This is a genomic window from Peribacillus sp. NPDC094092 (assembly GCF_050279365.1).
In the GTDB taxonomy this organism is placed as follows: domain Bacteria; phylum Bacillota; class Bacilli; order Bacillales; family DSM-1321; genus Peribacillus.
Genome location: NZ_JBNNUC010000003.1, coordinates 300421 through 321965 on the forward strand (window position 1 = coordinate 300421; position 21545 = coordinate 321965).

The 21545-nt window shown below is 40.3% G+C and carries 15 protein-coding genes and 1 pseudogene; 5 read left to right on the forward strand and 11 right to left on the reverse strand.

Features of this window, described 5'->3' with window-relative positions; all coding sequences use genetic code 11:
• Window positions 1–32: 32 nt before the first annotated feature.
• The 3 genes from ACQKNS_RS17150 to ACQKNS_RS17160 all read right to left on the reverse strand — a co-directional run bounded on the left by ACQKNS_RS17150 (window position 33) and on the right by ACQKNS_RS17160 (window position 2951).
• Window positions 33–875, reverse strand: a complete 843-nt coding sequence (locus tag ACQKNS_RS17150) for a DegV family protein (protein ID WP_427644530.1) — start codon at window positions 873–875, stop codon at window positions 33–35.
• Between the two features lie 202 nt (window positions 876–1077).
• Complete coding sequence (locus tag ACQKNS_RS17155; RefSeq protein WP_101223770.1) at window positions 1078–1761, reverse strand: response regulator; 684 nt, start codon at window positions 1759–1761, stop codon at window positions 1078–1080.
• Window positions 1762–1808: 47 nt separating this feature from the next.
• Window positions 1809–2951 carry a sensor histidine kinase gene (locus tag ACQKNS_RS17160; protein WP_427644531.1) on the reverse strand — a complete coding sequence of 381 codons (1143 nt, stop codon included), beginning with the start codon at window positions 2949–2951 and terminating at the stop codon, window positions 1809–1811.
• Between the two features lie 617 nt (window positions 2952–3568).
• Here ACQKNS_RS17160 and ACQKNS_RS17165 point away from each other — a divergent pair.
• Together ACQKNS_RS17165 and ACQKNS_RS17170 are read left to right on the forward strand one after the other, a co-directional pair.
• A complete protein-coding gene (locus ACQKNS_RS17165) occupies window positions 3569–4207 on the forward strand; it encodes a YigZ family protein (protein ID WP_427644532.1) in 639 nt (212 codons plus the stop codon).
• Window positions 4208–4383: 176 nt separating this feature from the next.
• Window positions 4384–5406 carry an LCP family protein gene (locus ACQKNS_RS17170; RefSeq protein ID WP_427644533.1) on the forward strand — a complete coding sequence of 341 codons (1023 nt, stop codon included), beginning with the start codon at window positions 4384–4386 and terminating at the stop codon, window positions 5404–5406.
• A 188-nt stretch (window positions 5407–5594) separates the two neighbouring features.
• On the opposite strand, the gene ACQKNS_RS17175 is transcribed toward ACQKNS_RS17170, so the two are convergent.
• From ACQKNS_RS17175 to ACQKNS_RS17185, 3 genes are all read right to left on the reverse strand, one after another.
• On the reverse strand, window positions 5595–6644 hold the full coding sequence (locus ACQKNS_RS17175) for a glycosyltransferase family 4 protein (protein WP_427644534.1): 1050 nt from the start codon (window positions 6642–6644) through the stop codon (window positions 5595–5597).
• Between the two features lie 76 nt (window positions 6645–6720).
• On the reverse strand, window positions 6721–7824 hold the full coding sequence (locus ACQKNS_RS17180) for a glycosyltransferase family 4 protein (protein WP_427644535.1): 1104 nt from the start codon (window positions 7822–7824) through the stop codon (window positions 6721–6723).
• 18 nt (window positions 7825–7842) lie between these two features.
• Window positions 7843–8586, reverse strand: a complete 744-nt coding sequence (locus tag ACQKNS_RS17185; RefSeq protein ID WP_427644536.1) for a WecB/TagA/CpsF family glycosyltransferase — start codon at window positions 8584–8586, stop codon at window positions 7843–7845.
• Window positions 8587–8697: 111 nt separating this feature from the next.
• Between ACQKNS_RS17185 and ACQKNS_RS17190 the strand changes: the two genes are divergently transcribed.
• From ACQKNS_RS17190 to ACQKNS_RS17200, 3 genes are read left to right on the forward strand one after another with little or no spacing between them, the layout of a single operon-like run.
• Window positions 8698–10128, forward strand: a complete 1431-nt coding sequence (locus ACQKNS_RS17190; protein ID WP_427644537.1) for an O-antigen ligase family protein — start codon at window positions 8698–8700, stop codon at window positions 10126–10128.
• Window positions 10129–10132: 4 nt separating this feature from the next.
• The gene (gene murJ, locus ACQKNS_RS17195; RefSeq protein WP_427644538.1) at window positions 10133–11659 is read left to right on the forward strand and encodes a murein biosynthesis integral membrane protein MurJ; all 1527 of its coding nucleotides are present in this window, start codon (window positions 10133–10135) and stop codon (window positions 11657–11659) included.
• Between the two features lie 24 nt (window positions 11660–11683).
• Complete coding sequence (locus ACQKNS_RS17200) at window positions 11684–12850, forward strand: glycosyltransferase family 4 protein (RefSeq protein WP_427644539.1); 1167 nt, start codon at window positions 11684–11686, stop codon at window positions 12848–12850.
• 37 nt (window positions 12851–12887) lie between these two features.
• Here ACQKNS_RS17200 and tagH read toward each other — a convergent pair whose 3' ends face one another.
• The 5 genes and pseudogenes from tagH to ACQKNS_RS17225 form a co-directional block, all read right to left on the reverse strand.
• Window positions 12888–13685, reverse strand: a complete 798-nt coding sequence (gene tagH / locus ACQKNS_RS17205) for a teichoic acids export ABC transporter ATP-binding subunit TagH (RefSeq protein WP_427644540.1) — start codon at window positions 13683–13685, stop codon at window positions 12888–12890.
• A 17-nt stretch (window positions 13686–13702) separates the two neighbouring features.
• Window positions 13703–14500, reverse strand: coding sequence for an ABC transporter permease (locus ACQKNS_RS17210; protein ID WP_076368303.1), 798 nt, complete (start codon window positions 14498–14500; stop codon window positions 13703–13705).
• A 3-nt stretch (window positions 14501–14503) separates the two neighbouring features.
• Window positions 14504–15709 (reverse strand): annotated as a pseudogene (locus tag ACQKNS_RS17215) (CDP-glycerol glycerophosphotransferase family protein); the annotation flags it as partial.
• 138 nt (window positions 15710–15847) lie between these two features.
• Window positions 15848–17383, reverse strand: coding sequence for a glycosyltransferase family 2 protein (locus ACQKNS_RS17220; RefSeq protein WP_427644541.1), 1536 nt, complete (start codon window positions 17381–17383; stop codon window positions 15848–15850).
• A 96-nt stretch (window positions 17384–17479) separates the two neighbouring features.
• Window positions 17480–20809 carry a CDP-glycerol glycerophosphotransferase family protein gene (locus tag ACQKNS_RS17225; protein ID WP_427644542.1) on the reverse strand — a complete coding sequence of 1110 codons (3330 nt, stop codon included), beginning with the start codon at window positions 20807–20809 and terminating at the stop codon, window positions 17480–17482.
• Window positions 20810–21545: the final 736 nt, after the last annotated feature.

Sequence of the window (21545 nt, forward strand, 5' to 3'; positions counted from 1 at the left end):
AAACGCCTTTCACTTTGTAAAGGCGTCACAGCTTAAATTTTATACCAGCCCATCCCCATTGAGCCTTCGCCCAGATGCGTTCCGATTACTGGACCGAAGTAGCTGATGTCGAACTCGACATTCGGGAACCGGGATTCAAGCTCGGCTTTCCAGTCATTAGCTTCACTTTCCCGTTTTGCATGAATGATGACGGCTTTATATTTCTCGCCGCTTGCCGCATCTTCCCCAAGTAGATCGGCAATCCGTTTCATCGCCTTTTTTCTTGTACGGATTTTTTCGAACGGGACGATGACTTTATCAACAAAATGGAGGACTGGCTTCACTTGAAGCAGACTGCCAATCAATGCTTGAGCACTGCTTAAGCGGCCTCCGCGCTGCAGATGGGATAGGTCATCTGCCATGAAGTAGGCCCTTACCGACGGTTTCATTTCTTCGAGCCTTGCCATGATTTCTTCTGCACCTTTACCATCAAGTGCCATCTTTGCCGCCTCGATCACGTAAAACCCCTGTACCATGCAGCTGATTTCCGAATCAAAGGCATGAACCCTGACTCCCTCGACCATTTCACCTGCAGATACCGCTCCCTGGTACGTTCCGCTGATGCCGCTCGATAAATGAATGGAAATAACATCATCATATTCTTTTTCCAGTTCCTCGAACTTCTCGACAAACTTCCCGATTGGAGGCTGGGAGGTGGTCGGCAATTTCTCCTGCTTCTTTACTTCCTCATAAAACTCATCCGCAGTTATATCAACTTCCTCCCTGTAAGCCTCATTGGAAAAAATGACATTAAGCGGCATCATGTGTATATGTAAACGATCACGTATTTCCTTGGGTATATATGCAGTGCTATCTGTTACGACTGCGGTTTTCATAATAGTACCATCCTTATAAAAATTTACTCTGTATCATCTTCAACATTCTATCTGAAAAAGCCTTTATTTGCATTAAATAGCTTTCTTCATTACCAAAAATATGAAACCGCTAATTTGAATCGAGTCATCCATCCAAAAAAAAATCCAGCCCTTCAGCACGCATGGCGGTATCTGAAGAGCCGGACTTATCGAACGCTTTACATTACTTCACTTCCACCCAGCCATTTTTAATGGCTAGGACAACCGCTTGTGTACGGTCATTCACATTCATCTTCTGGAGAATGTTACTCACATGGTTCTTGACTGTTTTTTCACTGATATATAGAGTTTCGCCGATGGCCCGGTTGCTTTTCCCGTCCGCTAAAAGTTGAAGCACTTCACATTCGCGACGAGTCAATAGGTGAAGCGGCCTCCTGATTTCTATCGTATGTACGGAATCACGATCAGCACCCTCTTCGGCTGCCAAGCGGCGATATTCTTTAACTAAATTATGTGTCACCTTCGGATGAAGGTATGAGCCGCCTTCAGCGACTACACGAACAGCATCAATCAACGCATCTGCGTCCATTTCTTTCAAAAGGTAACCTTGTGCTCCTGTTTTCAATGCGTGCTGTACGTAGTTTTCATCATCATGAATGGAAAGGATGATGACTTTCGTTTCAGGGTAACGGTTCACGAGCATTTTTGTTGCTTCGACCCCATTCATGTTCGGCATGTTGATATCCATGATTACAACATCGGGTTTATGTGTTTCAACGAGGTCCATCGCTTCGCTTCCGTCATCACCCTCGGCAACAACATCAAAGGATGATTCAAAATCTAATATGCGCTTTACGCCTTCACGGAAAAGCTGATGGTCATCGATAATGATGATACTAGTCTTCAACGGCTTCTTCCTCCTAGTTTCTATTTAATATGTCTATTCTCTATAATTTATACATGGTAGGGAACTTGTATAAATACCAAAGTGCCTGCCCCCGGTTGTGAATCGATCGTCATTTCACCTTCCAGCAGCTCGACTCTTTCCCTCATTCCCACCAAGCCAAATGAACCTTCTTTTTGAATCGAAGAGTCAAACCCCTTTCCATCATCTTTGACGACGACGGTCACCATCTCCTTGGATATGGACAATTTAACTTGTATCTGTTTTGGGTCCGCATGCTTCAAAGAATTTTGTACAGCCTCTTGAACCAGCCTGAATAAAGCGACCTCCATATCGGAAGGAAGCCTTTTGACCTGTCCAAGGTTGACGAAATTCAGATTCACGCCATTATTATAATCTTCGGTCGTTTGCAGGTACTTTCTGAGGGTAGGTACAAGGCCTAAATCATCAAGCGCCATAGGGCGAAGGTCATAGATGATCCTGCGCACTTCATATAAAGCATTCCTTACCATGACCTTTAAACTGCGGATTTCCACTAACGCTTCATCAGGACCTCTCTCCCGCTGCACCCTTTCGATCAAGTCTGAGCGCATCATGACGTTTGCCAGCATTTGCGCAGGACCATCATGAATTTCACGTGAGAGCTTTTTACGTTCCTGCTCCTGGGCTTCGATTATTTTCAGGCCGAAGTCCTGTTTGCGTTTCGCTTCTTGAAGGGCTTCCCCCACAAATTTAAGATCCTGTGTCAAATAATTCTGCACTACCGATATTTGCGAAACGAGATGCACCGCTTTATCGATTGTCTGCTGTAGACCCCTTAACCTTAACTCAAGCTCATCCCGGCGATTACGGAGCTCTTTCTCCAATTGCCGGTTAATTTGTAAATCGACTTGCAGCTTATGTGCCCTTTCATAAGCATCGCGCACCTGTTCTTCGGAAAAATGGTTGAAGTGCATACTGACTTCTGAAAGCCTTTTTCGAGCAAATCTGGCTTTTGAATCCAATGCATCGCTGTCGTTTATCACAATGGCAACCCTGATTTTCACATCATCAAGCTCTTTTGATAATGACTCGAAATCCTTTCGGCATTGTTCACCGATATCAAAGACCTCATCCTTACTCTCACTAACAGTGCTCACCATTGTTTCTAAGATCTTGTCCAATGCTTTAGCATCAACCTTTTTTATGGACATTAAGATCCCTCCACTTAAATCAAAAGACTTAAACAATTTATTGTCTTAAAGACTATGTATATGGAAAAAAGTTCTTTCCCTTTTTCATGAATGGTTAAATTTCAGGAAACTTTTGTATGAAGTAACCTTCATGAACATATTGTACCAAAAAAAGATTAAAAATACGTTAATTCCATTTTATGATTTCCATAAAATGTACCTATTTACTATACATCTCATATTTTGGCCATTACGTCTGCCTATTAAAGGCAGAAAGCCATTTCTAATATCCTAATACAAAATATCCTTGTCAATCAAATTGGATATTTCGCTCCATTGATTATCTTATGAAACAGATGCATTTATTAAATGGCAAAATCCATGAAATAAGAGGACGCGTAAAAGTAAAGCCAGGATAATGGCACAGAACTCATGTTTTTCCTACAATGTTATTCTTTTAAGCATATATGACCAGCTAATAACAATAACAGGCAATGAAACTAATTATAACACGTACAGATTTTTCTTATATTAAAGTTTCTTTACACATGCGGTTATGTAAATGAATCGTCATTGCCACTTTTTACGCAAAGCCTTATAATTAATCAACTAATAGGAAATACGAAGGTGGAATAGTAATGCTCACTCAATATTTAACGGTGGCAGGTCGCGGTGAACATGAAATCGTCATTGAAAAATCCCGTTTTATTTCCCACATCGCCCGAGTTGAAACCGAAGATGCCGCACAGGCCTTTATCCAGGAAATCAAGAAAAAGCACAAAGATGCTACACATAATTGTTCCGCTTATATAATCGGCGAACAAAATCAAATCCAAAAAGCCCTCGACGATGGGGAACCGAGCGGAACGGCAGGCGTCCCTATCCTGGAAGTGCTGAAGAAAAAAGATCTGAAAGACACCGCTGTTGTTGTCACACGGTATTTTGGAGGGATCAAGCTTGGTGCTGGAGGTCTCATTCGCGCTTACAGCAAAGCGACTTCAGAAGGAATAAATACCACTGGTGTGGTCGTAAGAAAATTAATGCGGGTCATTTCGACAACCGTCGACTATACCTGGCTTGGAAAATTGGAAAACGAATTGCGATCTTCCATTTATCAAATAAAGGAAATTCAGTACCTTGATCAGGTCAAAGTCCTTGTATATGTCGAGGAAACACAAAAAGAGACATATACCGCCTGGATTACAGAGCTGACAAATGGTCAAGGCCATATTACTGAGGAAGAAATGCTTTATTTGGAAGAGGAATTCTCCGGATAAACTCCTGCATATTTTTCCTTTTTTTATGCTGTAATATATTTGAAAAGAAATATTTATTTTACGAAATTATTAAATCATTGTAAAATTAGGTGGAATATATGACGAAATATAAACTGCAGGATTCGAAAAATAGCGATATATGTCTGATGTTCGCTATTTAAAAGGAGAAGAAATAGATGTCTACTACTAGGCGTGTTTATAAAATTAAAAAAACAAAGAAAAAAAGGCGAAAGAGACTTTGGTTATTACTTGTCCCCCTTCTGGTACTTGGACTCGGGGCTTCTACGTATGCTGCAACCCTGTACATGAAAGCCCAGAATGTATTCAGTGATTCTTATGACCCTGTGGAAGCATCAGCAAAGCGAGATGCAGCGATCGACCCGCTCGAAGATAATTTCTCGATTCTTTTCATAGGAATCGATGATAGTAAGGACCGTGACTTAAAAGGAAATTCCCGCTCGGATGCTTTAATGCTGGCCACATTCAATAAAGATCAAAAATCTATAAAACTATTAAGCATTCCACGTGATTCCTATGTGTACGTGCCAGCCAAAGGCGTAACCACGAAAATCAACGCGGCCCATGCAGCCGGCGGTCCAAAAGCGACGATGGATACCGTAGAGGAGCTACTCGATGTCCCTGTCGATTATTATGTTCGCATGAACTTTAATGCTTTCATAGATGTCGTAGATTCATTGGATGGTATTGAAGTAGACGTCCCATATGAAATAAATGAAATCGATTCACATGACAAAAAGAATGCCATCCATCTTGAAGAAGGATTACAGACCGTTGATGGTGAAGAAGCATTGGCGTTCGCACGGACACGTAAAAAGGACAGTGATATCCAACGCGGTGAGCGTCAGCAGGAAGTCCTAAAAGCCATCATTGCCAAAGCAACCTCTGCCGGATCACTGACGAAATACACAGACGTGATGGAAGCTGTCGGTGACAATATGACAACGAACCTTCAATTCTCACAAATGAAAGGTTTCATAAAATATGTAACGACCGATAAAGGCCTCAATCTTGAAACCATCAAACTTGAAGGTCAGGATTCTACCATTAACGGAACCTATTATTATCAGCTGAACGAAACATCATTAGCGAACACTAGGCTATTGCTTCAATCCCACTTGAACCTGGGACCGAATGAAGGCGATCAAACCGAAGCAGTTTCATCACAAATACAAGAATAACGTGAACCCCCCACTCATGAGTGGGGGGTCCCTTTTTGAGGCGTTCGCCTCCCTATTTCGCAGTTAGCCTTAAATGTCCCCACACCCAATACAGCAAAAAAGCCACCTACCGTTGTATGAAACGATTGGTGGCTTTTCATTTATACACTAGCAAGATAGGCTAATCTAGTAATCTATTTCCAAAACGGTCATGGCTTGTTTTTAAAGTTTAGAATCTTGAGCAACGGCTGATAGTTTGAATTCACCAAACCAATTTTCTCAACAAAAATCTCTATGATCAGCAGGATTCCCGTCACAAGGATCAAAGCTCCCCACATCGTCGCAAATGAAAAGATTATGGCCGCTAAGCCAAAGCAAGCCGCTAAAGCGTAAATGAGCAAGACAGTCTGCTTATGAGTGAATCCCAAGTTTATCAAGCAGTGATGTAAATGGGATTTATCAGCAGCCGAGATTGGCTGTTTATTGACGACCCTGCGGATAATCGCGAAGAATGTATCCGAAATGGGAACACCCAAAATGATGATCGGTACGATCAATGAAATCATCGTAACGTTTTTAAACCCTAGCAGGGATAGAACGGCAATGATGTAACCTAAGAATAAGGCACCTGTATCTCCCATGAAAATCTTAGCCGGATGAAAGTTATATTTCAAAAAGCCAAGAGTGCTTCCAATCACGATCAATGCGACCATAGCAACAAATAGGTCCCCTTTAATGAGGGCCATGGTTGCAATTGTCACTAATGCGATCGTTGAGACTCCGCCTGCAAGGCCATCCAGCCCGTCTATCAGGTTGATTGCATTAATGATGCTGACGATCCACAAAATTGTGATCGGTATACTTAAAACGCCAAATTCAAGTGTATCGGTAAAGAACGGCAAATTGATGAACTCCACTTCAAGGCCGCCCCATAATACGATAATGAGGGCCGCCAATACCTGGCCCAGGAATTTGGGTGCAGCTCTTAATTCAAAAATATCATCCGCCATACCGATCAAAATGATGACAAGGGCTCCCACCAGAAGGGGCAACTGCTCCCTAAAGTCATTCATGAAAAGTAAGAAGGTAATGAAAAAACTCAAAAATATAGCTAAACCGCCCATGCGCGGCATAATTTTACTATGCACTTTTCGCTCATTCGGTTTATCGGTAGCTCCTAATTTAAAGGCCAGCTTTCCGACAAAAGGAGTCAAAAAAATGGATAGTAAAAAGGCTACCAATAAGGCCCCTATTAACATCAAGAACCACCTCAATTCCACTAAAAATCTAATACCCGTAACGCTCTATATGAAAACCTATATATGAATGCTTATTTTAATTTTTCATCCTCAAATAAACATTATATACGTTTTTGGCTAAAATCTCTATAGAAAAGTTGTTTTTTGCAAATTTTTGTAAATCCGACCCTATCTTTGTCAGGTCCCCGGATTTTTTTAATTCTATAGCATGGCAGATGGCCAATTTCAGCTGTTCGACATTGCCGATCTCCGTGATCCAGCCCTTCTTCCGATCGGGAATCAATTCCTGTACACCTCCGACATCACTTGTGATTGCCGGCAGACCCGATCTTGCTCCTTCAAGTAATACCAGTGGAAAACTTTCGCTTAATGAAGTCAATAATGTGATGTCCCCTAACGGGTAGATTCGTTCTAAATCTTCACGATACCCTAAAAAGTGTACATGATCGGATAATCCCTTATCCATGACCATTTCTTCCAGAGCCGATCTCCTGCTCCCGTCCCCTGCAAGCAACAGCTTTATATAAGGGAATTCCGTTACCACTTCACTTAATGCCGCCAAAGCAAATTCATGACCTTTCACCGGTTCAAGCCTTGCAGGCATGATGACGATGAAATCATCCTTCCCAAACCCGAAATCTTCTCTTTGAAGCGGGAAAGGCAATTCCTTTTCAAAGTCGATTCCATTTAGGATCTTTGTTATTTTTGAAGAGTGGATACCTTGGTCAATCAGGTCCTGCTTAAAGCGGTCGGAAACTGCCAGTATATGATCGGCATATTGAAATGACCTTACATGAAGGCCCGTAAACAATTTCCCTTTTACGCCCTGCCCCAAAAAGTCATGATGAGGTGAACTGTGAACAGTAAGGAGCCAAGGGCATTTAATGAGGCGCTTTATAAAGGCACCATATATATTCGCCCGCGGACCATGTGTATGGATGATGTCTATATTATTTAGACGGATAAAGTCCCGTAAAGGTTTCAAAATTGAAAGGTCATATTTGGAATGCTGCTTGAAAAGTTCGGTTTGTATCCCGGAAGACACGGCCCGCCGATAAAGTTCACCTTCTTCAAATACACCAAGCAAACACTCCTCTTTATTCAATTGGTTCAGTAAGGACATAATATGAAACATTCCGCCGCCAGTTTCATTACCAGCGTTTAAGTGCAAGATCCTCATCCAGTCCACTCCTTATGTTCAGGAACGCTGTACCGTTTTCCTTAGCCGCTTAACCTTCAAAACGAATCTTGGCAGCGCAAGCATCCGTTTCCAGCGCGAAGGTTGCTGGATCAGCCGGTACAACCATTCAAGACGCATCTTTTGCCAGATAACCGGGGCGCGGTTCACCTTTCCCGCAAGGACATCGAAGCTTCCCCCAACTCCCATGAATAACCCCTTATTGAATAGCCCATAGTGCTTGGAAACCCATTTTTCCTGCCTGGGGAAACCTAATGCAGTCAAAATGATGTCAGGTTCCAGGTCCGCTATCGACTTAGGCAGGGCATCATCCTTTATATCAATGTAACCATGGTTGTATCCCACCAATTTGAGCCCCGGGTATGATTCTTTTACTTTCAGGGCCGCTGCCTCAATCACGCTTTCCTCCGCTCCAAGCAGGTATACCTTCAGCGCTTTTTCATCAGCGACCCGAAATAATTCATTCATCAAGTCGAATCCAGTAATCCGCTCTTGTAAAGGTTGATTTAGCCATTTAGAGGCCATAATAATACCAACGCCATCCGGAGTGATGTAATCAGCCGATATAATGATGTCTTTATAATCCTGATGTTCATTTGCATACTCGACTATTTCCGGATTTGCCGTAACGATAAACGTTTTTTCCTGATTCATCAATCTTGGATAGATCATTCCATTCATGAATTCATCCATATTGCTATCAATGAATGGTATGGATAGTATCTCAACAAACTTTTCTGTCATTTCACTTCAGCCTTTCATATGTACTATACATCTAAAGGGTGGGGTATTATTCAAGAAATTTTTTCATACACATCATAGAACGTGATTTTTGAATCAAAGGTGGTTAATCAATTGAAGTTCATAGAAAAGCAATCGTTACCCATTCTATTTCTGTGCCTGCTCGTCCCATCGGCAGTGCCTCACCCTGTCGCCGGTTACATAGCAACGGCGCTGATGCTCATTTTTATCGGTATAAATAAAAAAAACCTGTTATTCATTCTATTCATTTATTTCCCTGCCCGTCCCTTATTGATGGAACTGAATAGCGGCTTAACCTATACAGGTGACCTAATCATCCTCACCTTATTCATTTCTTTACTTATTGAAAGGTTCAAAAAGAACGAATGGCAATTTTCAAAATATCATTTCACTGCGCCATTTTGGTTGTTTTGTTTAATTGGTGCCGGGGCTGCACTCATGAACGGAGTGGGCATCCTCCCCATCCTATTTGAACTCCGTGCATTGCTTATTACATTCTTGCTTCTTTACATTATCGGTGAATTAAATCTAGAAAGAAAGGATATCTTTCGCTTTTTAAAGGTAATCCTAATATTTACAATCTTACTTTGCCTCCATGGCATCGTGGAGAAGATCTTTTCACGTACGGTCCTGCTTCCCCATGCATGGGAAATGTGGAATCTTTCTCCAACAAACCGGATGAGGATTTATGGAGCACCTGCCAATCCTAATGTATTTGCCTTATTCTTAAGCATCCAATTATTCCTTAGTTTCTTTCTATTTCAATCGCTGAAAAAATATAAGTGGGTCGTCTTCCTGGCAGCCATCCTGCTTTCCGGAACGTTACTGCTTACCTATTCACGGGGCACGATGATTGCATTCGGGTTCTCGGCGATTGTCTTTATGATATGGACCAGAAATAAACCATTTCTCAAATATGCTGTAGGATCACTTTGTCTCGGCCTGCTTCTTATTTATTACCCAGTTTTATTTGCATCAAGTAAAGTGGAGGTATCCGCATCGATTCCCATGGAAAATGTGGTAATTGGCAGCACCCCCTCTCCTGATCACGAACATGCCCTCTCCAATCGTTTTTCAGAAATGTTCTCTGATAAAACTCTGCATCAAAGTACGGAATGGGGCCGGTTATATGTCCTAATCAAAGGAATTGAAATCTTCACGGATCACCCGATAATCGGTACCGGGCTAGCAACCTTCGGAGATTCTGCAACACTTTCCTATTCCTCACCAATCTATCAGGAATACCAAATTGGTGAAAGGATGTATACCGATAATCAATATATCCAGATTCTGGTCCAGACTGGTGCACTGGGATTTCTTGCAGTTCTTGCATTCATCTTTTTCACCTGCCGTAAAATCCTGAAATCGGGAAGCGGCACTTTAACAGCGTTCACCATATGCCTGATGTTGGCCGCATTATTAGCAGGACTTTTCTACAATATTCTCGAAGATAAAATGTTTACGCTTATATTTTATAGTTGTTTGGGAATCTGTTTACAGAAGGACATCATTTTAAAGGATTGAAAATATGCCTACTCTTTCACATGTCATTAAATCGGTCGGGCTCGTCACCATTATTACAGCCATTGGAAAAGTCCTCGGATTCGGGCGGGAATCGATCATAGCCGCCTATTTCGGAGCATCATCAATGGCAGATGTTTTTTTCGTGGCAAGCCTCATACCGACCATTCTTTTTACAGCTCTCGGCAGCGGTCTTCAGGCCGGCGTTATTCCCATTTACTTGGAAAAGAAAGCGGCCAATCCATCGAAAGCTGATGAATTCATCAGTGTTTTGGGCTCTTTCTTCATGCTGGTAGCCGGAGTCCTGACCATCGCCTGCATGATTTTCATAAAGCCGCTCGTCATGTTGACAGCCCCGGGTTTCTCCGGATCAGAGCTTGCCCTGACGGAGTCACTGACCCGGATCATGCTGCCAAGTTTACTATTTTTCACGCTTTCATACATGGCGACCGGGGTCCTGAATGCGAATAAGCGTTTTATTCTGCCAGCACTCACTTCAACCGCACAAAACACGGTCATTATTGCAGCCACTGTATTGTTCGCTGCTCCGTTCGGGATTGAAGGATTGGCTTGGGGGTTTTTATTCGGTGCAGCAAGCCAATTCCTTATTCAATACCCATCTTTGAAGAAATACGGAATCAGGCCCATCGTCGCTTTCCTGCCTCATAAAAGGCAGATCGTTCAAACACTGTCCACCTTTTACCCAATCATCATCGCCGCTTTGGCGATCCAGTTGAATAGTGTCGTGGATCGGATTATTGCGACTTCGCTCGAAACAGGGAGCGTATCGGCACTGAACTATGCGAATCGCCTGCTGTGGCTGCCGTTAAGCATTGTCCTCACGCCGCTGATTACCGTATTGTATCCTTCAATCGTCGAACGCGCACTTATAGGGTATCAACCTTTCCTTAATTTGACCTTAAAGGGATTGAAATCGCTATTATTTTTAGCGATTCCGTTCATGGTCGTCATGTTGATCAGCGGAAACAGCTTAATCACTCTGGCTTTCCAGCGCGGGGCCTTCGGTGCTTCAGCAACCGAGGTGACCTACAGGGCTTTCATCTTTTATTCAGCTTGCCTCCCGTTCTTTGCACTGCGGGATTATCTGATGAACGCCTTCTACGCCTTGAAGAAAACGAAAGTGGCCATGTATTCCTGCCTGATTGCCGTATTACTTAACGTCCTGCTCAGCTGGGTCCTATCACGTTATCTCGGCGTCGGCGGAATCGCTTTAGCCTCAGGCATATCCATGCTCCTGCAATCTCTCTATCTTTTCGGCTACCTATGGCTAAAGACAGAAAGAACGGACAAGGGCGCTTTCACGGATGTTTTTCAGGAAAGCAGCAAGCTTGCCATCATCGGAGTCATAATTTACGGACTCGCTCTCTGGATCCATCCGCTAACCATGACGTTGCCCATCATCTTGGAATTAGTGATCATCTCGCTGCTGGTATTCGGATTATATCTCGCATTATCCATCCTTTTTAAAGTAAGCAGCCTGAAAGCGATGAAAAGGATCGGAACATCCAAGTAATACATTAGAAGAAGGAGTGCCATTATGAACATATTAATCACGACGATTTTCAACTACCCTCATGAAGGAGGGCTATCGAGCCATATCACTACGTTAAGAAAGGGTTTAATGTCGCGGGGCCATAATGTGGACATTTTATCTTTCTCTCAATTGCCACCCCTCAAGAGAAAGATGCTCGCCCAGGCTCCAGGATTTTTATTAAATAAAGTAAAGCAGGGGAGCGGCCAGCTTTTCAATGACCGGCAACGTCAAAAATTATTGGCTTCATCTATTAAAGCCTCGAAAAAGAACTATGATGTCATTAATGCTCAAGACATTTTCGCAACGCTCGCCTCCATCGAATCCGGGATACCCACGGTACAAACCGTCCATGGGTATTATTCATTCGAGGCAGTGAGCCGGGGCGCCCTTCTTCCGGATAGTGAAGAAGATTTGATCATTCGGGAGCTGGAAAGAAAAGCTTATCAATCTGCTGCAAAAGTGGTGACGGTCGATCAAAGGATCAAAGACTATATAAATCATCTGGCGCATATAGAGGCAGAACCGATCAAGAACTTCATTGACGTGACTGCTTTCAAACCTGAAATGGCAAAGCGGGAGCAAACCCGCCGTGATTTTCGGATACCCCTACATAAAAAGATGCTTTTCGTTCCGAGAAGAATGACGGAAAAGAACGGTGTCATCTACCCCCTCCTTGCTCTGCCGGAGGTGCTGGAAAATCATCATGAAACGGTATTGGTCTATGCAGGTACAGGCGAACAGCGAAGCCGGCTCGAGGAAACGGCAGCCAGGCTCCAAATATCAGACTCCGTACTTTTCCTGGGTTCAGTGCCGTTCGAGAAAATGCATAATCTCTATGAAGCATCGGACATCGTACTCATCCCAAGCGTTCATTCCCACGGAGTGGAAGAAGCGACCTCCATTTCTGCATTAGAAGCGATGAGTTGCCGCTCACCCGTCATTGCAAGCGCAATCGGGGGTTTAAAGGAGATAATCATTGATGGTGAAGATGGTCTGTTAGTGGAGGAAAAAAATAAAAAAGCACTCGCACAAGCCATCTCCATTTTGCTTAATGACATTGAATATGCAACAAAATTAGCAACGAAAGCAAGATATAAAATGGAAAGCGAATACTCCCACCTTTCAGCTGCCGAGCGGTTTGAGAAAGCTTATGATGAAGTGCTGAACTAAAAAAAGCAGACCCGAAGCCCGGGTCTGCTTTTCCCTTTCATACCAATGCGGAACTACGCCTTTTCATTTGTTCTTCACGATATTTTTTCTGTTCTTTTTTAGACATCGCGTTATATTCTTTTAAGAATGCTTCATATTGCGGCATTACTTCGTTTATGGGACCGTATGCCTTTAACTCTCCATATTCAAGCCATAAAGCCTTTTGGCAAAATTTCTTCATCTGACCGATAGAATGGCTGACAAAGAACATCGTTTTGCCTTTCTCCTTAAATTCGTTCATTTTCTCCAAACACTTTTCAGCAAAGTTTTTATCCCCGACTGATAAAGCTTCATCAATAATCAGGATATCTGGATCGATATGCACGGAAATGGAAAAACCAAGCCTGGACTTCATGCCGCTTGAGTAGGATTTCACCGGTTGGTCAATGAACTTGCCAAGCTCCGAAAACTCGATGATTTCAGGCTCTAGTTCTTTGATCTGATTTTTATCAAATCCGAGCATCAGCATTTTCAGTTCAATATTTTCTCTGCCCGTCAACTGATTATTCAGGCCCGATGCAACGGCAATCAAAGCCGTTTTCCCGTTAGTTTGGACATTTCCGTCCGTGGGCGGGATAATGCCTGCAATAATATTGGACAATGTGGATTTCCCTGATCCGTTGACCCCGACAAATCCTATTACATCGCCCTTTTCAGCTTCAAAACTTACATTCCTCAGAGCAAAATACTCTTCCCCATAGCTTTTGGGCAACAGGAGATCCAATAATTTTTCCGAGTTTTTATTATATAATTTATATTTTTTCGTTATATCTTTGACAATTACCGACTTTTCCATTTTTTCTCACTTCCAGTTTACTTAAAGTCAACAAAGCGATCTCTGAACCTGACATGCAGTGAGGAACCGATCAAAAATAAGATGATAACGACTGCCCAGAAATAAAGCGTATATTCCCAATGCGCTATCAGATACCATGATTCCCCCAACAACGAAGCTCGATACCCTTCCACAATATAATATAGTGGATTTAGCTTCATGATGTTGACTATGGTAGGGTGGTCCTTAGCATCCAATACCCAAAGGATTGGTGTTAAATAAAACATGACTTTCATTAAGGACACGATGATATTATGAACGTCACGAATAATGGTTGATAATGTTGAAGTGATTAAACCCAATGAAAATAACAGCAAGACCGTCGCTGCAACATAATACGGCAGTTGCAAGATGTAGACTGTAGGGAGGTAACCTGTAAACCCTAATAGGATGATGATGACTCCAAGCAGCATGAGATGCTGATACAACTTAGCAAAGATGACATAAGATGGAATGACACTCATCGGAAAGCTCATTTTGGATACCATATTCATTCGGGAATAGACGGATTTGGACGTTTGGGTTATGGCCGGGTTCACAAAGAACCAGACAACGATCCCGGCCATCAGCCATGGAAGGAAATTTTCCCCGCGACTTAAGATGATAAATCCGAATACAAACCAATAAATCGCAATTTGTATCATCGGATTGATGATTTCCCATAGGATTCCCAGGTAGTTACTGCTGTTGGCACTTTTCATCTCATAAACAGATAAACGCCTTACCAAATAAAAATGTTTGATTTGTTCTTTTAAAACGGTCAAAGCTGAACTCATAAATTACACAGACCTTCCTAAAAACACTTTTTCTACGACACGGCGTGAAGCCTGGCCATCCTCGAGTGCACAAAACCGCTCGTGAAAATGATTGATATCATTGGTATTTTCATATTTCATCGTCTTGATACTATCAATGACTGCATCAGATGTCTTGACTAACGAACCTGGTGCATTCTTTTCGAAATCAAAGTAAAACCCGCGAAGCTTGTCCCTGTAATTTTCAATATCATATACATAGAAAAGCATCGGACGCTGTAAATTTGCGTAATCAAAGAATACGGATGAATAATCGGTTATTAATAAATCCGAAATAAGATACAAATGACTGATATCTTCGTAACTGGATAAATCATAGGCGAATCCTTGATACGCCGATAAATCCAGGTTCTCAGAAACCAAGTAATGAAGACGGAGCAAAATGACATACTCGTCCCCCAATTCCCGTTTCATTCGATCCAGATCCAGTTTTATTTCAAACTTATATTTTCCCTTGCTATAAAACTCATCGTCCCTCCAAGTCGGGGCATATAAAACGATCCTTTTCTCTATTGGTATGCCCAACTTCTGTTTCAATGAGTCGATTGTATCACGATTATTCCCATTGTAAAGTATATCATTACGAGGATAACCGGTTTCCAGGATTTTAGAAGTATCGACATTGAAGGCCCTGGCAAAAATTTCACTGGAATAAGCGTTCGGTGAAATTAAATAATCCCATTTACTTGATTCGGCATGGAAATTTTCTTTATATTTATCCGTCGTTGTTCCAGGCATATGAACTTCATTCATATCCGCCGCAAGTTTCTTTAATGGCGTACCATGCCACGTTTGCAAATAGATCGTGTGCTTCGGCTTCGGGATCCAAAGCGGGAGCCTGCTGTTCGTTACCCAATAACGGGCCCTTGTCATCTTGAGCAGCCAACTAAACGAAAACCGATTGAGATATGGAATGCCTGCCTCTTCGAAATGAGCTGTATATCTTTTATCTACGCTCCAATACATTTTATATTCAGGATGGTGACTCTGCAAGTATTCATAAATCGCCCGGGGATTGCAGCTATACTGCTTGCCCAAAAAGCTCTCGAAAATAACAAGCTTCCGGTCCACCGGCAATACTGTGCCCGCCATCGCAAAAGCCACTTTATATCCTCTTAAAAAAATGGCTTTAGCCTTATTTTTAACTAATGATAGAAAGGAAGGTCTCTTTGAGGTTTGTATTTTTTCATTTGACATATCCGATCTCCCTTTTTATTGATTAATGATAATGGAAACATGCTAATAAATCGAATGAAAATAAGCTCGCCCAATAGAAGGGAGAGCTTATTTTTGGTGTACTCCTAACAGCTACTCCAAAGACTTTATTGCCAGTCCCAAATTATTTGCCACTGTTGTATAAAACTCCACATTTTTCTTATTATACGTCATCTTATTTTTCAGGATCCTTTTAATATTCACCAATTGATAATCATTGTAGCGAATGAACACCGTAAATAACGATTTTTCCATATTATCAATTTCATCTAATGAAACAGTGAAATGGCCTCTATTACCTTCTATTTGAACTCCGCAATTGATTTCATTGTCAATTCTTGTCCTGTCCCGTATCAATACAGAATCTATGTTATCTATATCATCACCGTAAATCTCAAAACTTTGATGGTAGACATTATCCAGAGTATAGGAATCCAGTGCACGGGCAAGCATCGGTATCCTGACAAAGCGATATTCATCTTCCAGAAATGGAAGTTCATAATAAGGTAAACCATCTTTTATATGGTATTTTTTATTGGAATCCCGCTTTAACCATTCAAACAACTTGATGAAATCATCAATACGATCCTTCATGAATAATTCAAGTGCCAATTTATAAATAGGTACTTTAAATTCATTCTTGAAATCATATGACAAGTCTTTCGCCGTTTCGACAGCTTCCCCCAATATTTCAATGAAATCTTCTTTATTCTTGGATTTCACAAAGGTTTGACTGTCGAACGTTTTGACAATATCGTACTCATAAATCCGGTTAAGAGCCACCCTTTTCAATTCAATGGCAATGTCCTTGGATTGAATATACCTTATTATGTCAATATCCGCTTTTCTTTTGTCCAACATATTGGTAACACGTGTTAAAGAAGAGGAGTTTTCCGAAGTTCTATTGACATAATAAATAAGTTTTTTAGTAGTTGATACAGCTCTGGCTTTAAAGAAAACATCAGAAAAAAACCATTTATCTTCACCGAATTTCATGTCCGGAAAACCAATTTCATTTTCTTTGACCATATTCAGGTTCATCATCCTGGCCGTTGGACCCATATGATAAAAAAAGTGCGGAACATCCAGGGGGGTGATGCTTCTTCTTTCTTTAATGGAAGCAAACTCCCCGATCACACACTCTGACTCAGATTCGACTTTTACCGTTTTGCCCACTACATAATCATCACCGGTTTCCTCCAGGATGTTATAGAGGCTTTCCAGTCCATCATGGGCAAGCCAGTCATCCGCGTCCAAAAAAGTGATATATTTGGATGTCCCCAATTCTATTCCAATGTTCCTAGGGGTCCCAGGTGAACCGTTGTTTTGCAGAAGGGTAACGGAACAGATATTTTTATATTTAGCTGTATACTCTTGAATGATTTTATTGGTGCCATCAGTCGAACAATCATCTATGATGATATATTCAATCTGATCTATGCCCATTGTTTGATTGATCACTGATTCAATCGTTTTCCTGATGAATTTTTCAGCATTGTATGCTGCAGTGACTACCGTGACTTTTTTTCCTTTTCCTAAAAGTTTATTCCTTAAGCCTACAGGATTATTTTTTATTGGAATATTGCTCTTTAAAAGTTCCCTCGCTTTTTGACGTACCAAGAAATTCATACGATTCCCTCCTTTTAAGTAGAGGTAACATAGATGTTTCTATCAGGCAGCCAGTTACCAGTTACTTAAAAGCAACAATACCCTTTATTTAAGGAATCAATCATTAAAAAACTTATCCACGATTCTCCGTGTAGCTTTACCGTCTTCTATTCCACAATACTTCTCTCTAAATAAACCATATCTCTCTTTATATTGCATGTTTTTTTTATCAATATTGGTAATAGTTTCAATAATATCCTCGGTTGTTTTTAAAAATGGACCAGGTGCTTCCTTTTCAAAATCCATATAGAATCCGCGGATGTTATCTCTGTAATCTTCCAGATCATACGTGTAATACAAAATCGGCCGAGCGGTATTGGCAAAATCGAACATTACTGAAGAATAATCCGTAATCAATATATCGGAAATCAGGTAAAGTTCCTGAATATCTGAATAATTGGATACGTTTATCACGAAATCCTCAAATTCGCTCGGGATGCTGAGATTATTACTTATAACAACATGCATCCTCAACAACAGGATATATTCGTCCCCTAATTCTTCCTTCATTCTTTCCAAATCAAATTTCAGCTCGAAAATAAATTTATTGTTTTTCGATGTTTGATTATCCCGGAACGTAGGAGCATATAAGATGACTTTTTTTCCTTTTGGCAGCTTCAGTTTTTCCATCACCGATTTGGCAATTACTGAAGAATCTTCCCTATAAAACAAATCATTTCTTGGATATCCCGTTTCCAATATTTCGCCTTCATATTTGAAAGCACTCCTGAAGGCCGTGGATGCGTATGGACTTGGTGATATTAAATAATCCCAAGTTCTCGTTGCACCATGCACTCGATTTAAGTACCCATCGTCCCTTCCTTGAATATTGTCTATGTCAAATAGCATTTTTTTCAAAGGGGTGCCATGCCAAGTCTGAATATAAGTCGTTTCCTTCCTTTTACTTAAATAAGTAGGGAAGTTTTGATTATTAATCCAATAACCTGCTTTGGCTAAATAATAATAGTATTCCGGACTTAAGCGTTTTATCAGCTTCGTATTTTTTCCTTTTATCGGTAAATTACCATTATACACCCAAACTTTTTTATATTTATTATCCCTTTTGACCAGTTCTTCATAGATATACTTGGGGCTATCGGCGAATTGCTTCCCTATCCCACTTTCAAAAAGAATAAGGTTCCGGTCTACCGGGATGACCCTGGACATGATTTTATAAGCTTTTTTCATGACAGGGAAATATTTATCACTTTTCCTAAACCGATTCAAAACGAGTTTGGATATCGGATGATTATATAATTTAGTTAAAGAATTTTGATCTTTTTCTGCATTTTGAATCACTTCGAATATCCTTGAATTAGAATGGACATCGCGATATTTAATAAAACGGTTGGCCTTGTCCATATACTTCTTCTTCATGACAAAATCAGTATTGGCATATTCGGCTAATACACCTAACAACCCATCCAATTCATCAACGATTTCACCAGGAAGATCGTTATCCAAATCCAAATGTGACGGTCTTTTCCCTATGAAACGATCTCTATCGAATTGATAGTAAATAACCGGTTTATGCAGGAAACTGAAGTCAAAAGCTACACTTGAATAGTCGGTGATCATAATCGCACTTTCCTTGATTAATCTTTGGACATCCACTTCACCCTGGCTAATTACCCTAACTGGGGCATCCTTAAAATAAGACGTGAATTTCTGCATATTAGGGTGAAGACAAAAAATGATGTCAAACCCATTGTTTTTAGATAAATCATGTAATACCGGGTGATTCACCAATTTCTGATACCGTTCAAAATACTCGCTTTCCAAAAATATTTCATCTGAAGTAATCCAATCTCTCCATGTTGGAATGATCAATAACTGCCGCTTTGTTACAACATCATCCTTAAACAGCGAGTCGAACCTCGAAAGTCCCGTTGCGAATACTTCCTTTTCGTTGTACCCAAAATCCGTTACAATCATATCCTTCTCGAAGTCTGAACTTACCAGAAAAACATCCGTACTAAAACCGGAGACTGCATTTTTCCCGTAGTTTGCCACCATATTCTTAGTGCCCATAACACCATGTTGAAGAAAGACCTTAACTCCCTTAACACGGTTTTTAAATTCAGATGTCCTTAAAGGATATAAATAATCCGGGTGATGTGATGAAATGATACGTGTCGATTCCATCGTCTTTTTAATATGTTCCTTTGACTTGAAATAAAGTACATTTCCAAAGGGCTCGACGTTCTTGGCTTCCACGGAATTTTCTTCTATTACATAATACACTTCTTTTTCTGGATGGTTTTCCCTCATATATTTAAAAAAGTGATATCCAGTATCCTGGGCTTTATACGTTCTTTCCCCAACAAGCCAAACATCCTTTTTCTTTTTAAATAAAGCCAGGAATCTCCTCCAGCCCATCATCCTTTTTAAGTACCGATAACTATCTGTAGAGAAGTTAAACACTTCCAAAGATAAATTGGATGCTTTAAACGTATAGTAAGGATTGACGATGGCCACTCCATCTTTTGAGCTGACATCGGTCTTTTTAGTAAATAATTTAGTTCTGGTTGTTGGTCTTCCAACGCGTACCATTTTCGGCTCGTCCTGATCATGTAAATGTAGTTTCATGTAAATGTCATATACATCATCTTCCAAATCCGCACTGACCAATTGTTCTAGATTCAATCTTAAATCATATAGATAACGATTCAGTCCATATTTCTTAACATTCATTTCCTCATTATGAATAAAAGATATATCTGCCTGATATTCTTTGCCGCTTTGCCTTCCTCTTACAAGTCCCTCACCTTTTATGATTCTTGAATGCTTGGTGAAAATTTGACCATTAATTTGCATGGCTTTCGACTTGTTTTGGATTTTTTCAATTTGAGACTTAATCGCGATTTTTGGGATCATATTCAAGTAAAGAGATAAATTCCCCTTACTCGTTATAGTTAATATACTTTTATTATCTTCAAAGGTGTACATACTCAAATTGTTCGCGTACGTTTCCTGAAAACGCCCGAGACGAATTGGATATTCGATATGGACCTGTTCGTCCACTTCTACATATTCAGCTTTATGCTCGATACTAAGTATCGCTTTTTTGCTCAGCTTTTCAACCGGAACGGCAACCTTTATATAACAGTCATAAACAGTCGGTTCATCATCTTCCAATTTCCGCATTAAATCTTTCATATCTACTTTAAACTCAAATTTGGATGAGCTCACTGATTCAGCTATTTTTATTTTTTGATCTTCATTTTCCCTAGAATATAGCCATAGTTCTTTTGCGCAATAATGTTCTATTGAAAATTTCCCTTTTATCAATAGCGTATTTTCCTCTTGCACAATGGTCAGAACTTGTTTCAGCTTAATTTTAGGAGCTTTTTTTGCTTTCCCTTTTCCAAGAAGCTTTTTAATCATTTTAGACCACCTATAACAAATTATTATTTAAATAAAAATGAATCATTTATTGTACTTTAAAATCATAAACTTTTTTCGGTTTTTCCTCAATATCATTAAATAGACAGGCAAACGTACCATAAATTCCCTTGAATTCCTCCAATGAACAAAAAAAGACAATATCGGTTAGTTAATGTAAAAACAACATCCGAAACTAAATCATTTCATAAAAATGCTCGTTCTTCCATGTTGCCAGAATGGAAAGGGAATAGCAAAAACATGTTTCTTAATTGCAAAGAAGTCTTCTAAACATCAAAGTGAACGCTTTCAAAACAGGTTCGCTGTTTATATGCTATTACATATGAAGAGATAGATTTATGGCCTATACTATATATGACGCTTGCCCTTCACTATTAACAGGGATTTATGATGCCTCCTCTAGTTGTTCTCTCCTAAACGTGGTAAAATTGTGAATGGCTTATTAAGATTGCATTAAGAATAATGAAATTTTTCTTATCAAAATTATTTTTAAATACCATTCGGTACGAATCATGCATTTCTATAGATACTTTATTATGCCCTACAGAGTAGGACAAATTAGTCAACATTTTATTTTAGCTTAAAAAATCATATTTACAATAATCCTCCATGTAAAAAAATGTGGTTTATTTGTAAAAAAATTGTGGTTTATTTGTAAAGCTATTAAGTTATAATTAATTAAGAGAATGTCATTGCCTAAAAAAATATAGGAATACAA